The sequence below is a fragment of the Microbacterium sp. Leaf179 genome (assembly GCF_001423785.1).
GTDB lineage: Bacteria > Actinomycetota > Actinomycetes > Actinomycetales > Microbacteriaceae > Microbacterium.
Genome location: NZ_LMPH01000007.1, coordinates 23219 through 37808, shown reverse-complemented (window position 1 = coordinate 37808; position 14590 = coordinate 23219). Strand labels below are relative to the sequence as shown.

The following is a 14590-nucleotide window of genomic DNA, read 5'->3' as shown; positions in this document are numbered from 1 at the left end:
GGCCCCTCACACGCCCGCGACGCGGGGTGGGATCATCCCCCGCTCTTGCGGCGGAACTCCCTCTTGGTGACGGCTCCGTGCGTTCCCTGCACGGCGGAGTTTCCGTCGAGGTGCGCCTGACCGGAACGGTGCTGGCCGTTCTTCTTCTCGAGCGCTTCTTTGAACTTGCGCTTCATGTCGTCGGATGCCGAGGCATCCGAGGTCTCGTCGGTACTCATGCCTCCACCCTAGGCACGTGCGCGCGGGGTGTCTCGCGGGCCGGGCGAGAACGCCGCGACCGGCGGAGCGGCGGGACAGCCCCGGGAGCCCCTCGGGAGACGCCCCTCAGACGTGACGCACGCGCTGCTGCAACCGCGTGCGGATGTCGAACAGCTCGGTACCGCCGACCTCGCGCGCCCCGGTGATGCCGCGCCGCAGCAGGGTGGTGAGGGCGCTGCGCGTCACCAGCGCGACGGGGGTTCCGCGCACCTTGCCGAGCTCGGTGATGGCGTCGAGCACGGCGTCGTCGGGCAGCACGACCATCGCGCCGCTGAAGCGCACACCGGCGGCCCGCGCGATCACGCGGGCGCGCGACACGAGCTCGGTCACGGGCGACCCGATGACGTGGGCCCCCGAGATCTCGCCGCGGCGCACCCCGACGGGGCCGCCGAAGTCCTCGCTCAGCAGGGCGTACAGGCCGCTCGGGCCGAGCACGAGATGGTCGAGCTTCTGCTCGGGATCACGCCCGTCACGATCGGCGAACACGTCGTGCCACACCGTGTAGCCCATGCCGAGCTCCGAGACGAGACGCGCGGTCTCTTCCTCGGCGAGCGCGTCGGCGAGGATGTGCCGGATCTCGGGCGGCGCCGAGCGCACGAGCGCCGGGTCGTACGGGTCGGCGATGTCGACGCCGCGGCCCACCCACTCGCGGATGAGGTCGAGGTACCTCTCGCGCCGCCACCCGCCGGGCTGGCCGTGCGATCGGGCGCGCGGGCGCGTGTCGGCGGGGCGGGAGGGACCGGATGCCGAGACCCCGCCGCCCCACTCCCCGGGCACCGTTCCGCGACCACGGTCGTAGGCGCTGCGGGCCTCGGGCGTTCCGATGAGCTCCCACGCGCGCTGCACCTGCACGAACAGGGCCGCGTCGCCGCCCGTGTCGGGGTGCGTCTCGCGCAGGCGCACGCGATACGCGCGACGCAGGCCTTCGTCGTCGACGTCGGGCGCCACGCGGAGCACCTCGTATGCCGAGGACGACATGGGGCTGTCGAACACGTCCGTCTTCCGTTCCGCCGCGGGCGAGCGGCACCTCTCAGGCTAACCCGCCGAGATCCCCCGGGGTCGCGAGCGCCACCCGGTAGCTCAGCGCCGGCGATCCTTCCGCCGCGCGTACGCCGCCGCATCGCGGCTCGACAGGGCCAGCAGCACGAGCACGTCGAGGCTCAGGGTCGCCAGCGTCGTGCGCACCGTGATCTCCTCCCCCAACTGCCACCAGCCGGTGAACGCCGCCGAGATCGACACCACCGAGATGAGCATCACGGCCACGCGGGCGAGGTTGCTCCCCCACAGCAGCAGGATGCCGAACACCACCTGCACCACGAAGATCGTCGCGAGCACACCGGCGAACAGACCGAAACCGACGTCGAGGTCGGACAGGGTCAGGGTGTCGGGCTCGATGGCGGAGCCGTTCGCCGCCCCCGCCACTGCCCGCATCCACGACGGGAGCCCGAACACGACGGTCGCCCCCCAGAGCACCCCGGCCACCGCCCGCAGCAGCACCAGCACCGCACCGGCGACCGTCGCGACGGGGCGACGCATGGCCGGATCGACGGGCACGGGGGCGGCGAGGGGTTCGAAGGCCGCGCGCTTGCGGGGATGCCGGGTGATCACGGTCGCACCTCCGCCGGCGCGGCGGGGGTCGCGGCATCCGGGATCTGCACGGCCCGCACGTCGATGATCGGCAGGTCGCCGTCGGTGGTGATGCTGTCGCCGCCGCCGTTGCGCGAGTGGTACCCGGTCGCGAAGTCGCGGATGACGTCGACGGCCACCGCGGGCACGGCGGTGACGCTGGCGACGATGTGGTCGCGCTCGATGTCGGTGTCGGCGTCGATGCGGTGGGTCACCTGCAGCGTGAACAGCGACAGGCCCACGGCCCGGTCGAACGTGCCGGCGGCGAGCCAATCGACCCGACGCCCTCCCGGCAGCAGCCACCCCTCGGGGCACCGCCACAGGCGCACGTGGTGGCGCTGGGCGGGAGAGCCCGCGACCTCCTGCTGGTAGGCCAGGTCCTGCATGCGTCCGAAGAGGAAGAGCGGGCTGACGGGGGCTCGCGGATAGCTGCGGCGCCGCAGCGTCGAGGCGATGATGCGCCACGACGAACCCAGGCTCACCGGGTCGGCGGCGATCCAGCCGGCCTCGGCCATGACCGCTTCGATGCGCGCCCGGTCGCCCTGGAACGCGAGGTTGACGGGGTCGCCGAGCAGACCGTCGGAGGTGCGGGTGCGGCCCATGAAATAGTCGGGCACGTAGATCGCGGTGAGGATCCGGTGCAGTCGCGGCAGCACCAGGTAGGCGAGCAGACCCCAGAACGCGATCGCCATGAGTACCCCGCCCCACCCGAGCCGGAACGACTGCGTGAAGCTCAGGTAGGCCAGCCAGATCGCGGCGAGACCGGCGAAGACGAAGAAGAACCCGTCGAGGGCGTGTCCGAACGACCAGCGTCGTCGCGGCGCGGTCATCTCGTCGCCGCCCGCGGGTCGCTCCCCGCGCCGGAGGCCGGGGACACGGCGATCACGGGAACAGAAGACGTCACGGCCGAGGGCACGGCGATCACGGGAGAAAGAGAGATCATGGCCGGGTCACCACAGCGCCGGGTTCGGCTCGTACGCGAAGGCCTCGGCCACGCGGTCGGCGGGGAGATCGTCGAGGCGGGCCGGCGACCACGACGGCGAGCGGTCCTTGTCGACGACCTGCGCGCGGATGCCCTCCACCAGGTCGGGCTGCGTCTGGGCGAACCACATCACGAGGCCGTATTCCTGGGCGAGGGCCGCGCGCAGCGACGGCAGGGCACGCGCCCGACGCACCGCCTCGAGCGTCACGGCGAGCGCGGTCGGCGCCGATGCGGCCAGCAGCTCGGCCGTCTCGCGGGCCTCGGGCTCGGGCCGCGCACGCAGACGGTCCACGATGGCGGGAACGTCGTCGGCCGCGAACGCGTCGTCGATCCATTCCCTCGCCGCGATCAGCCTCGACGGCTCGGGGCTCTCGTCGAACAGCAGCACGAGCTCCGTCGGACTCGACGGGTCGGCGCGGTTCTCGAGGGCTTCGTACAGGGCCTCGAGGTGGGCGGCGGGCACCATGTGGTCGGCGAAGCCGGCGTAGATCGCGTCGGCGGCATCCATCGACCCCCCGGTCAGCCCGAGGTACTCGCCCAGGCGACCGGGCGCGCGACCCAGCAACCAGGAGCCGCCCACGTCGGGAGTGAAGCCGATGCGCGTCTCGGGCATGGCGAGCCGCGAACGTTCGGTGACGACGCGGATGGCCGCGTGGCCGGCGAGGCCGATGCCGCCGCCCATGCACACGCCGTCGGCGATCGCGACGACGGGCTTGGCCGAGGTGGCGATGAGGTGGTCGAGCGCGTACTCCTCGCGGAAGAACGCGTGCACCTCGTCGCCGCGCCCTCCGACGACCATCTCGTGCAGAGCGCGCACGTCGCCGCCGGCGCAGAATCCGCGCTCGCCGGCCCCGTCGAGCAGCACGACGTCGACGTCGGTGTCGCGCTGCCACCGGTCGAGAGTGAGGGTCAACGCGCGGATCATGTCGAGGTCGAGCGCGTTGATCGCGCGCGGACGGTTCAGCGTCAGACGACCGAGGCCGCGCCTCGACCGCACGAGGACGCTGTCGTCATCGGTTCGCTGAGCGTGCACGGTGCCACGTTACACACGCCCCGAGATGGGTTTTCGGCCTCGGATCGGGGAAGATAGGCGGAACGCCCATCGAACGAGAGGTGCCCGATGCCCGACGGACAGGTGCTCGAGCTCAACGGGCTCACCAAACGCTTCGGAGCCGTCTCGGCGGTCGACGGTCTCGACGCCCGCATCGAGCCCGGCCAGGTCACCGGCTTCCTGGGCCCGAACGGCGCCGGCAAGACCACGTCGCTGCGCATGCTGCTGGGCCTCGTGCAGCCCACCGCGGGCACCGCCACCATCGGCGGCAAGCGCTACGCCGACCTCGCCTCTCCGCTGCAGAGCGTCGGCGCCGCCCTCGAGGCGTCGAGCTTCCACCCCGGCCGCTCGGCCGCCAACCACCTCAAGGTCTACGCGCGCGCGGCGTCGCTGCCCGTCTCACGCGTCGACGAGGTGCTGGGCCTGGTCGGTCTCGCCGACGTCGCCGGACGCCGCGTGGGCGGCTTCTCGCTCGGCATGCGCCAGCGCCTGGGCCTGGCCACCGCGCTGCTCGGCGACCCCGGTGTGCTCGTGCTCGACGAGCCGTCGAACGGCCTCGACCCCGAGGGCATCCGGTGGATGCGTTCGCTGCTGCGTCACCTCGCCGAAGAGGGACGCACGGTGCTCATCTCGTCCCACCTGCTCGCCGAGGTGCAGCAGACCGTCGACGCGCTGCTGATCATCTCGCGCGGTCGCCTGGTGTTCCAGGGCGGGGTCGAAGACCTCGCCGACCCCGAGGAGTACGCCACGGTCGTCGACTCCCCCGACCGCACCGCCCTGTCGAGAGTGCTCGACGAGCGCGGCATCGACTACCAGCTGCTGCGCAACGGCTACACGATCCGCCACCACGAGCCGGTCGAGATCGGCGCCCTCGCCGCGGGCGCCGGTATCGCCCTGTCGAACCTGCAGAGCAAGGGCGCCAGCCTCGAAGACATCTTCCTCGAGCTCGTCAGCGGCGTGCGCGTGCACGCGAGCGCTGCGGCGGGCGGCGCTGCGGCGGCTCCTGCTCCGACTCCGGATGCCGAGACCCCCGCGCCCACGCCGGCGCCCGAGCCCGTGCTCGCACCGGCGGCGGCCGCGACGGCGACGACTGCCACAGCCGACGAGATCTCCCCCCGACCCGACGAGTTCGACGACGACGATCCCCGTCCCTCGACCGCGATGGTCGCCGTCATGGCCCCGCCGCGATCCGCGCGCGTCACCGCGTCGGACGGGGCATCCTCGAGCGACGACTCACCCCGCCGCTCGTACTCCGTCGCCTCGACCGGCGTGATCGACATCGTGCCCACCGCCGACCTCGACCACACGGACCAGACGCACCACACGGGGGTGCAGCGGTGAGCCTCGTCGCAGCGACACGATCCGAGTACACCAAGCAGTTCACCACCGCCGGCTGGTGGGTGCTGGCGATCGTGCTCGTCGCCTACGTCGCCTTCACGGCCGGCGTGCTCGCCTTCGTCTTCGGCGGAGTCGCTTCGGGTCGCCTCGGCGGCGCCACCGGCCCCGCGATGTCGGCCGAGGGCGTTCCGGGCCTCGTCTACAGCTCGGCCAGCGCCGTCGGGTACGTGTTCCCCCTCCTCGTGGGCACGCTCATGGTCACGACCGAGTTCCGTCACAAGACGCTCACGCCGACGTTCCTCGCCACCCCGCGCCGCGGCGTGATCCTGGGCGGCAAGTTCGCCGTGGGCGTGCTGGTGGGCCTGCTCTACGGCATCCTCGGTTCGGCCGCCGCGATCGGGGCGGGCGCCGGAGTGCTGAGCATCTTCGGCATCGACACCGCCCTCGGCTCCGCCGACACCTGGGAGCTCGTGGGCCGGATGCTGCTGGCCTTCGCCCTGTGGGCGCTGGTGGGCATCGGAGTGGGCACGGTGGTGCGCAACCAGGTCGCCGCGATCGTCATCGTGCTCGCCATCACCCTCTTCATCGAGCCGATCGTGCGCACCATCGGCGGCGTGGTCGAGGGCTTCGACGACGTCGTGAAGTGGTTCCCCAGCGCCGCGAGCGACGCCCTGGTCGGCCAGACCATCTTCAGCTCGGTGTCGACCACCGGCGCGTCCACGCTCGACTGGTGGGTCGGCGGCCTCGTGCTGCTCGGGTACGCGGTGGTGCTGGTGGTCGTGGGGATGCTGACCACCTGGCGCCGCGACATCGACTGATCGGCGATCGCCCGGCGCGCACCGACGCCACTCGCCGACCGCCGCGCCCGTGACGGCGCACACCGCGCCACCCGTGACGGGCGACGCCGCGCATTTGGCGCCGCCGCCCACACCGGCGAGAATCAACCGTGCTCGATGGACCGGTGATCGCCGAATGGCTCCCCGTGTCGGTGGCATCCCTCCTGCTGCTGCTCGTCGCCGCGGGCGTCGCCGGATGGGTCGACGCGGTCGTCGGCGGCGGCGGACTGATCCAGTTGCCGGCCTTGGTCATCGCCGTGCCGAAAGACGTCGCGACCCCGTTCATCCTGGGCACGAACAAGCTGTCGTCGTTCTTCGGCACGCTCTCGGCGAGCGGGGTGTACCTGCGCAAGATCAGGGTGCAGCTCGTGCTCCTGCTGCCGCTGGTCGCCGGCGCGTACGCCGGTTCCACGGTCGGTGCCGCCCTCTCGCGCTTCGTTCCGCGCGAGGTGCTGACGCCCGTGGTGCTCGTCGCGGTGATCGCGGTGGCGCTGTACACGCTCTTCAAACCCCGCATGGGACTGCACCACGAGCCGCGGCACACCCGACCGGCGGCCATCGCCTGGCGGGCGGGCGTGATCGGTCTGCTGGTGGGTTTCTACGACGGCATCCTGGGTCCGGGGACGGGGTCGTTCTTCGTCATCCTGATCGTCGCCGTGCTGGGGTACGGCTTCCTGCAGGCGAGCGTGAACGCCAAGATCGCAAACCTCACCACCAACCTCGCCGCCCTGGCCGTCTACGGCGTGCACGGCGAGATCCTGCTCGCCCTGGGCTTCGCCATGGCCGCGATGAACATCACCGGCGGATTCATCGGCGCGCACATGGCCACCCGCAAGGGCAGCGGCTTCGTGCGGATCGTGTTCCTGGTGACCCTGTCGCTGCTCGTGGTGAAGCTCGCGTGGGACACCGTGGTGCAGTTCACGGCGTGAGCGCGACCGCCGGGCGCGTGTAGCGGGCGCGTGTTCCGGGCGCGTCAGCGGACGATGTCGGCGACGTCTTCGGGCTCGGATGCCACGTCGAGACGCAGCGCCCGAAGCAGCGCCACCCCGTGCTTGGTGGTGAGCACCAGACGCTCGTACTCGTCGTGACCCGTGAGGTCGACGACGACGCTGGGTTTGCGACCGCGGATGACGACGAAGTCGTTGCCGCTCGCCTACTTCCACGTGCCCATTCCGACGGCCACCGGCAGGTTGATGCCGGGATTCGGCACGCCGCGCAGCCACGTCCAGGCGTCGTCGGTCAGTTGCACGCGCTCGATGTGCTCGCGCGGCACGACGATGTTGGTCTTGCGGAAAGACATCGCTCGCTCGGTCGGCGACAGCACGACTTCGAGCTGCGTCGAGTCGAGCAGCAGGGTCACCATGCCTTCCATCCTGCCAGCGTCGACGGGGCGCGACGGGCTCGGCACCTCACGAGAGCGCAACGATCACCCGCCGCACGCACGCGCCGCGCGACGCCCCGTCTCACCGGCCCGGATGTCGGAGGCGAGGGATAGCCTGGGACGATGAGTACGGGCAGTGTTGCGCCGCGAGTCGCACCGGCCCGCGGCACGTCGATCGACGACCTCCTGGCGCGCATCCGCGCCGGGCACCGCCCCGACGTCGACGAGACCGACGCCCTTCTGCACGCACCGCTCGACAGCCTTCTGCCCGTCGCCGCCGCGCTCCGCGACGAGGGGCTCGTCGCCGCCGGCCGCCCCGGCGTGGTCACGTACTCGCGCAAGGTCTTCGTGCCGCTGACGACCCTGTGTCGCGACCGCTGCCACTACTGCGTCTTCGTCGACACCCCCGGCCAGCTGAACCTACTGCGCAAGCCCGCGTACATGAGCCCCGAGCAAGTGCTCACCGTCGTGCGGCAGGGACAGGCCCTCGGCTGCAAAGAGGCCCTGCTCACCCTCGGCGACCGCCCCGAAGAGCGGTGGCCGGAGGCCCGCGCCTGGCTCGACGCGCACGGCTTCGCCTCGACCATCGACTACGTCGCCCACATCGCGCGTCTCATCACCGCCGAGACCGGCATGCTGGTGCACGCCAACCCCGGCGTCATGCACCCCGACGAGCTGGCGGCGCTGCGGCCCGTCTCGCCCTCGATGGGCATGATGCTCGAGACCACGTCGCGACGCCTGTTCGAGGAGCCCGGCCAGGTGCACTTCGGCTCGCCCGACAAAGACCCCGACCTGCGCCTCGGCGTCATCGACGACGCCGGCGCCGCCGGCATCCCCTTCACCACCGGCATCCTGGTGGGTATCGGCGAGACGGTGCGCGACCGGGCCGAATCGCTCGTGGCGATGCGCGACCGGCACGACCGGCACGGGCACGTGCAAGAGGTCATCGTGCAGAACTTCCGCGCCAAGCCCCGCACGGCCATGCAGGGCGCGCCCGACGCCGACCTGGCCGAGTACGTCGCGGCGGTCGCCACCGCCCGGCTCGTGTTCGGTCCGCGCATGCGCATCCAGGTGCCGCCGAACCTGTCCGACCCGGGCGAGCTGGGTCTGCTGATCGCGGCGGGCATCGACGACTGGGGCGGCGTGTCGCCGCTCACCGCCGACCACGTCAATCCCGAGCGTCCCTGGCCGCAGATCGACGACCTCGCCGTCCAGACGGCCGCGCACGGCTACACACTGCGCGAACGCCTCACCGCTCATCCGGAGTTCGTGCGCGACGCGGCGCGCTGGATCGACCCCGCCCTGCACGCTCCCCTGCGGGCGCTGGCCGATGCCGAGGGACTCGCGGCCGACGTGACGCCGCACGCCAGCCTGCCCGGGAGCGCGCACGCCGTGACGAGCGGAGGGCGGGGGACAGAGGGAGGACTCCCTCGCGACGTCGCGTCCTCCGCCCGTCCCTCGTCCTCCGCCCATCCCGGCTCGACACCCTCAGCCCACCCCGGAGTGCCCGGCAGCGACCTGGGCGTCCGCCGTCTCGCCGAGCGGGCGGCATCCGATCCCCTGTCCCTCGACGACGCCGATTGGGTGCGCCTGCTGCGCACGACCGGCGCCGAGCTCGACGACCTCACCGGCGCCGCCGACGACGCGCGCCGCTACACCGTCGGCGAGCCGATCACCCTCGTGCAGAACCGCAACCTCACCTCGACGGGCTTGCGCCGCACCGGCCGCACCGCGCCGGGCGAGTTCGACCTCGACGACGCCACGGCCATCGCCGCCGACGCCGCCGCCCTCGGCGCGACCGAGATCTGCATCCAGGGCGCTCTGCGCGGCGACGAAGACCCCGCCGGCTACCTCGACCTCGTGCGGGCGGTGAAGCGCGGGGCTCCCGACATCCACGTGCACGCCTACCGTCCGCTCGACGTGCGCGACCTCGCCGACCGCGGCGGACTCGGTCTCGCGGGCGCCCTCGCGGCCCTGCGCGAGGCGGGCGTCGACACCGTGCCGGGCACCGGCGTGAAGGTGCTCAGCGAGCGGGTGCGCGCCCTCGTCGCGCCGGGCGACCTCGAGATCGACCACTGGGTCGAGGGCATCACCGCGGCTCACCGCGCCGGTTTCCGCTCGACCTCGGTGCTGTTCTACGGCCACGTCGAGACCGCCGACGAGCGCATCGCGCATCTGCGGCGCCTGCGCGAGATCCAGACCGAGACCCGCGGCTTCGCCGAGTTCGTGCCCATCCCCCTGCCCGGCGGCGACGTGCCGCTGGTCGCCGACCGCGCCCCGATCGACGAGCATCGCGCGATGGTCGCCGTGTCACGGCTGATGCTGTCGGGCAGCATCCCGCACGTGCAGATCCCCTGGACCCGCGTGGGCCGAGACACCGCCGCCGTGCTGCTGCGCTCCGGCGGCGACGACCTCGGCGGCACGCTGTACGACGGACGCGTGCGGCCCGACACGGGCATCGAGCAGGGAATCGAGCTCCCGGTCGCGGCGGCCGAGCGCATCGCCCGCAGCCTCATGCGACCGTTCCGCCTGCGCACGACCGACTACCGCGTCGCCGCAGAGGGCGGAGCCCGCGCGTGAGGGTCGTCGACGTCGCGATCGTCGGCGCAGGCTTCGCCGGCCTCGCGATGGCCGGGGCGCTCCGCCGGGCCGGGCGCGACGACTTCGTCGTGCTCGAGCGCGCCGACGACGTGGGCGGCACCTGGCGCGACAACACCTACCCCGGCGTCGCGTGCGACGTGCCCGCGCACCTCTACAGCCTCGCCGCGCACCCGAACGCCGGGTGGACGCGCACCTTCGCCCCCGGCGGCGAGATCCAGGCCTACCTGCGTGACGTCGCCGATCGCGAGGACCTCGGCGATCGGCTGCGGCTGCGCACGCCCCTGCTTGGAGCGGAATGGGATGCCGCCAACGCCGTCTGGCACCTCGACACGGGCGGCGAGACCCTCGCCGCGCGCTCCCTCGTCCTGGCCTGCGGACGCCTCACCGAGCCGCACGTGCCGGCCATCGACGGCCTCGAGTCGTTCGACGGGCCCCTTTTCCACTCCGCGCGGTGGGACCACGGCACCGACCTCGCCGGCATGCGGATCGCGGTCGTCGGCACCGGCGCCAGCGCCGTGCAGCTGGTTCCCGAACTGGCCCGCCGTGCCGCCCACGTGACGCTCTTCCAGCGCACCCCCGCGTGGATCGTGCCGCGCGGCGGAGGCGACATCGCGCCCGCCGAGCGCGCGCACCTCGCCGCGCACCCGGGGGATCTCGCGCGCCTGCGCGCCGAGCTGTACGCCGAGGGTGAGGCGCGCTTCGCGTCACGCTCGGGCGACGCCGCGGCCTCCGCCGACGCCCGCGCCCACGCGCTCGCGCACCTGCACGCCCAGGTCGCCGACCCGGCTCTGCGCGCAGCCCTCACCCCCGACTACGCCTTCGGCTGCAAACGCGTACTGCTGTCCGATGCGTTCTACCCCGCCGTCGCGTCCGAGGCCGTGAGCCTCGAGCCCACCGCCCTGGCCGCGGTCGACGGCTCGACGCTGACGGCGCAGAGCGGCGCGACGTACGAGGCCGACGTGCTGGTGCTGGCCACCGGGTTCACCGCCGCCGAGCAGCCCTACGCCGACCTCGTGCGCGGCGAAGACGGCACCCTCGCCGCGCACTGGGCCGAGGGCATGACCTCGTTCGGTTCCACGGTGGTCGCCGGCTTCCCCAACCTGTTCGTGCTGAACGGCCCGAACGCGAGTCTCGGGCACAACTCCTCGGTCCTCATGGCCGAGGAGCAGTCGGCGTACGTCGTGCGGGCCCTGGCCGAGCGCGACCGCCGACCCGAGCGGGTGCTGCGGGTACGCCCCGAGGTCGAGGCGGCGTACACCGACGAGATCGCCGCGGCCGCGGCATCCACCCCCTGGCTCACCGGCGGATGCCGCAACTGGTACGTCGACGACCGGTCGGGGCGGCTGACCCTGCTGTGGCCGGGCACCGTGCAGGCGTTCCACGAACGACTGGCCGGCACCGACGGGTCGGAGTTCGAACCCGCGCGCACCCCCGTGCGCGGTGGCGACGTTGAAGGAGAGAAATGACCGTTCCCCTGCGTTTCGGATACAAGGCTTCCAGCGAGCAGTTCGGACCCAACGAGCTCCTCGACTTCGGCGTGCTCGCCGAGAAGATGGGTTTCGACTCGGTCTTCCTCTCGGACCACCTCCAGCCGTGGATGCACGACGGCGGACACGCCCCCAACGCCCTGCCCTGGCTCGGCGCCCTCGGCGCGCGCACCGAGCGCGTCATCATCGGCACGAGCGTTCTCACCCCGACGTTCCGCTACCACCCCGGCGTCATCGCCCAGGTGTTCGCCACCCTCGGCGTGATGTACCCCGGCCGTGTCGTGCTGGGCGTCGGCACGGGCGAAGCCCTCAACGAGGTGACCCTCGGCCTCGACTGGCCCGAGGCGCCCGAGCGCTTCCAGCGCCTCAAAGAGGCCATCGCGATCATCAACGAGCTCTGGTCCGGCGAGCGGGTCACCTACGAGGGCACCTACTACTCGGTGAAGGATGCCACGATCTACGACCGCCCCGAGCAGAAGGTGCCGATCTACATCGGCGCCTCCGGCCCCGCGGCCACCCGCCTGGCCGGACGCATCGCCGAGGGCTACATCACCACGAGCGGCAAAGACCCCGCGCTGTACACCGACACGCTGCTGCCCGCGCTCGACGACGGCCTCGGCAAGGCCGGCCGCACGCGCGACGACGTCGACACGCTCATGGAGGTCAAGGTGTCGTACCACCCCGACCACGACACCGCGCTCGAGAAGACGCGGTTCTGGGCCCCCCTCGCGCTCAGCGCCGACGAGAAGATGAGCGTGCACGACCCCCTCGAGATGCAACGGCTCGCCGCCGAACTGCCGATCGAACGCGTCGCGTCGCGGTTCATCGTCTCGACCGACCCCGACGAGCACGTCGAACGCATCGCACGGTACGTCGACCTCGGCTTCCGTCACCTCGTGTTCCACGACCCCGGCCACGACCAGGAGGAGTTCCTGCGCATGTACGGCGAGGAGATCCTGCCGCGCCTGCGCAAGCGCTTCGCCTGAGCCGGATCGGCTGGCGCGGCGGGGCTGGCGGCTCAGCGGCGCCGCGGGGTCCGGCGGCGCCGCGGACGGGAGCCGCGCGAGCGGCCCGCTTGCGGGGCGCCGGTGGGCCACACTCCTGAGAAAAGGTCCCCACGCTGCCCCCCACCCTCCGAAAGCACGACCCCCAGCCAGATATCTCAGGAGTTCGGCACACAATGGAGGCGATGAACATGCCTGACGTCCCCGCCTGGACGATCATCGTGCCGGTCAAACCCGCCGCGGTGGGCAAGTCGCGCCTGACCGACGTCGGCGTCGACCGCGAGGCGCTCGCGCGCGCCATCGCGCTCGACACCGTGACCGCGGCAGCCGCGGCGGCCCGGGTCGCCCGCGTCCTCGTCGTGACCGACGACGCGGGGGTGCGCGCCGAGCTCCGCCGCACCCGCAAGGTCGAGGTCGTGCCCGAGGGCGACACCCGCGGCCTCGACGCCGCGATCGCCCTCGGCGCGGCCGCGGCCGGTGTCGCCACCGCGCGCGCCGCCCTGCTCGGCGATCTGCCGGCCCTGCGTCCCGCCGATCTCGACGCGGCCCTCGAGCTCGCGGCATCCGTCGAGCGGGGAGTGGTTCCGGATGCCGAGACCACCGGGTCCACCCTCGTCACCGCCCGAGCGGGGGCGGTGTGGGTCTCGGCGTTCGGCGAGGACTCCGCCGCCCGTCACCGCCTGCTCGGGTGCACTGACCTGACCGTCGAGCGTGCGTCGTCGCTCCGCCGCGACGTCGACACGGCCGAACAGCTCTCGCAGGCGGTCGCGCTGGGCGTGGGCCCGCGCACGTCGGCCGTGTTGGCGTCGGCGGCGGCCTGACCGCTCGCCCGCGCGCCCACGCGCCCGCCCACGCCCCGCGCCCACGCCCCGCGCGCAGCGCGCAGCGCTCGCGCGCAGCGCCCACCGCGAACGGCGGCTCAGGCCGCAGCGCCCACCGGCGAGGCGCATGCCCCGCGCAGAGCGCACCGGCGAAGCGCAAGTCCGCACGCAGCGCGCACAGCGAACGGCTCCTCAGGCGCGCAGCGCCGCCTCGGCGATCGCCGCCGAAGTCGTCTCGTCGCGCATCCACAGCGGCGCGACCACCGTGCGGATCCCCGCCGCCTCGACCTCGGGCGCGGCGGCGGCGTCTTCTTCCGCCAGCAGCCACGCGTCGAGCACACCGCCGGCCGACCGTGCCGCGTAGTGCCGCGCGACGGCCGATGCCGAGGTCTCGACGCCGATCGCCGTGAGGCAGACATCGGCCATGCCGCGCACGACCCGCCCGGCGATGATCGGCGAGACGCCCACCACCCGCGCCGAGGTCGCCCGCAGGGCCTCACGCATTCCGGGGACCGCGAGGATCGGACCGATCGACACCACCGGGTTCGACGGCGCCAGCAGCACCACGTCGGCCTGGGCTATGGCATCCACGACACCGGGGGCGGGCACGGCGTCGGCGATCCCGGGATTCTCGAAGGCGCGCGGAGTGAGCGTGGCGCGGTGCCGCGTCCACCACTCCTGGAAGTGCAGCCGTCCCCCGTCCTCGAGCAGCACGTGCGTGTCGACCTCGGTGTCGGTCATGGGCAGCAGCCGCACGCCGAGCGGCCAGCGCTGCGCCATGCGGGCCAGCACCTCGGTGGGGGTGAGGCCGTCGCGCAGCCAGCCGGTGCGGGCGAGGTGGGTGCCCAGGTCGAGGTCGCCGAGCGTGAACCACGGCCAGCCCGCCCCCCAGGCCTGGAGCTCTTCGTTGACCCGCTCCGTGTCGCCCGCGCGTCCCCACCCGCGCTCGGTGTCGTTGACCCCGGCGAGGGCGTAGGTGAGGGAGTCGACGTCGGGCTGCAGGCGCACACCCGACAGCCACAGGTCGTCGCCCGTGTTGACGACGACGGTCGCGTCGGGGGCGCCGAGGCGCCGCAGCGCCGCGCGGACGCCGAGCGTGAACTTCGACCCTCCGACTCCACCGGCGAGGACGACGACACGGGGCTGGGGAGAAGTCATGCGTCCAGTCTTCCACCGGGCCCGGGGACGAGCCCGTCGTCGAGCTC

Annotated in this window: 14 protein-coding genes; 7 read left to right on the top strand and 7 right to left on the bottom strand. The window is 72.9% G+C overall.

Features of this window, described 5'->3' with window-relative positions:
* Window positions 1-32: 32 nt before the first annotated feature.
* The 5 genes from ASF96_RS16035 to ASF96_RS16015 all read right to left on the bottom strand — a co-directional run bounded on the left by ASF96_RS16035 (window position 33) and on the right by ASF96_RS16015 (window position 3899).
* Window positions 33-218, bottom strand: coding sequence for a DUF5302 domain-containing protein (locus tag ASF96_RS16035; protein WP_055832781.1), 186 nt, complete (start codon window positions 216-218; stop codon window positions 33-35).
* Between the two features lie 106 nt (window positions 219-324).
* A complete protein-coding gene (locus ASF96_RS16030) occupies window positions 325-1251 on the bottom strand; it encodes a J domain-containing protein (RefSeq protein ID WP_055832780.1) in 927 nt (308 codons plus the stop codon).
* 87 nt (window positions 1252-1338) lie between these two features.
* Window positions 1339-1866, bottom strand: coding sequence for a hypothetical protein (locus tag ASF96_RS16025; protein WP_055940929.1), 528 nt, complete (start codon window positions 1864-1866; stop codon window positions 1339-1341).
* Complete coding sequence (locus tag ASF96_RS16020) at window positions 1863-2714, bottom strand: LssY C-terminal domain-containing protein (protein ID WP_055940927.1); 852 nt, start codon at window positions 2712-2714, stop codon at window positions 1863-1865. Before ASF96_RS16020 ends, ASF96_RS16025 begins: the two co-directional genes overlap by 4 nt.
* Window positions 2715-2834: 120 nt before the next feature.
* Entirely contained in the window at window positions 2835-3899 is a 1065-nt protein-coding gene (locus ASF96_RS16015; protein WP_055940924.1) for an enoyl-CoA hydratase/isomerase family protein, read from the bottom strand.
* An 87-nt stretch (window positions 3900-3986) separates the two neighbouring features.
* Here ASF96_RS16015 and ASF96_RS16010 point away from each other — a divergent pair, with 87 nt between their 5' ends.
* From ASF96_RS16010 to ASF96_RS16000, 3 genes are all read left to right on the top strand, one after another.
* Window positions 3987-5258, top strand: a complete 1272-nt coding sequence (locus ASF96_RS16010; protein WP_055940922.1) for an ABC transporter ATP-binding protein — start codon at window positions 3987-3989, stop codon at window positions 5256-5258.
* The gene (locus ASF96_RS16005; protein ID WP_055940919.1) at window positions 5255-6073 is read left to right on the top strand and encodes an ABC transporter permease; all 819 of its coding nucleotides are present in this window, start codon (window positions 5255-5257) and stop codon (window positions 6071-6073) included. Before ASF96_RS16010 ends, ASF96_RS16005 begins: the two co-directional genes overlap by 4 nt.
* Window positions 6074-6201: 128 nt before the next feature.
* Window positions 6202-7020 (top strand): sulfite exporter TauE/SafE family protein, encoded by an 819-nt coding sequence (locus ASF96_RS16000; protein WP_055832774.1) that lies wholly within the window; start codon window positions 6202-6204, stop codon window positions 7018-7020.
* A gap of 224 nt (window positions 7021-7244) precedes the next feature.
* Here the strand turns inward: ASF96_RS16000 and ASF96_RS17470 are convergent, their stop codons facing one another.
* Complete coding sequence (locus tag ASF96_RS17470) at window positions 7245-7454, bottom strand: hypothetical protein (RefSeq protein ID WP_235560637.1); 210 nt, start codon at window positions 7452-7454, stop codon at window positions 7245-7247.
* Window positions 7455-7595: 141 nt separating this feature from the next.
* Here ASF96_RS17470 and cofG point away from each other — a divergent pair, with 141 nt between their 5' ends.
* The 4 genes from cofG (at window position 7596) to cofC (ending at window position 13385) form a co-directional block, all read left to right on the top strand.
* Entirely contained in the window at window positions 7596-10052 is a 2457-nt protein-coding gene (cofG, locus tag ASF96_RS15990; protein ID WP_055940918.1) for a 7,8-didemethyl-8-hydroxy-5-deazariboflavin synthase CofG, read from the top strand.
* Window positions 10049-11539 carry a flavin-containing monooxygenase gene (locus tag ASF96_RS15985; RefSeq protein ID WP_156458909.1) on the top strand — a complete coding sequence of 497 codons (1491 nt, stop codon included), beginning with the start codon at window positions 10049-10051 and terminating at the stop codon, window positions 11537-11539. Before cofG ends, ASF96_RS15985 begins: the two co-directional genes overlap by 4 nt.
* Window positions 11536-12546, top strand: coding sequence for a glucose-6-phosphate dehydrogenase (coenzyme-F420) (gene fgd / locus ASF96_RS15980; protein ID WP_055940915.1), 1011 nt, complete (start codon window positions 11536-11538; stop codon window positions 12544-12546). The genes ASF96_RS15985 and fgd overlap by 4 nt, the downstream gene beginning before the upstream one ends.
* A gap of 209 nt (window positions 12547-12755) precedes the next feature.
* Window positions 12756-13385 carry a 2-phospho-L-lactate guanylyltransferase gene (cofC, locus tag ASF96_RS15975; RefSeq protein ID WP_235560636.1) on the top strand — a complete coding sequence of 210 codons (630 nt, stop codon included), beginning with the start codon at window positions 12756-12758 and terminating at the stop codon, window positions 13383-13385.
* 192 nt (window positions 13386-13577) lie between these two features.
* Here cofC and cofD read toward each other — a convergent pair whose 3' ends face one another.
* The gene (gene cofD, locus ASF96_RS15970; protein WP_055832770.1) at window positions 13578-14543 is read right to left on the bottom strand and encodes a 2-phospho-L-lactate transferase; all 966 of its coding nucleotides are present in this window, start codon (window positions 14541-14543) and stop codon (window positions 13578-13580) included.
* Window positions 14544-14590 lie beyond the last annotated feature (47 nt).

What these genes read in the sequence shown, in the direction of transcription:
- ASF96_RS16035 (WP_055832781.1), bottom strand. Translation starts at nt 218, where the DNA reads ATGAGTACCGACGAGACCTCGGATGCCTCGGCATCCGACGACATGAAG.
- ASF96_RS16020 (WP_055940927.1), bottom strand. Translation starts at nt 2,714, where the DNA reads ATGACCGCGCCGCGACGACGCTGGTCGTTCGGACACGCCCTCGACGGG.
- ASF96_RS16010 (WP_055940922.1), top strand. Translation starts at nt 3,987, where the DNA reads ATGCCCGACGGACAGGTGCTCGAGCTCAACGGGCTCACCAAACGCTTC.
- ASF96_RS17470 (WP_235560637.1), bottom strand. Translation starts at nt 7,454, where the DNA reads ATGGTGACCCTGCTGCTCGACTCGACGCAGCTCGAAGTCGTGCTGTCG.
- cofG (WP_055940918.1), top strand. Translation starts at nt 7,596, where the DNA reads ATGAGTACGGGCAGTGTTGCGCCGCGAGTCGCACCGGCCCGCGGCACG.
- fgd (WP_055940915.1), top strand. Translation starts at nt 11,536, where the DNA reads ATGACCGTTCCCCTGCGTTTCGGATACAAGGCTTCCAGCGAGCAGTTC.
- cofC (WP_235560636.1), top strand. Translation starts at nt 12,756, where the DNA reads ATGCCTGACGTCCCCGCCTGGACGATCATCGTGCCGGTCAAACCCGCC.
- cofD (WP_055832770.1), bottom strand. Translation starts at nt 14,543, where the DNA reads ATGACTTCTCCCCAGCCCCGTGTCGTCGTCCTCGCCGGTGGAGTCGGA.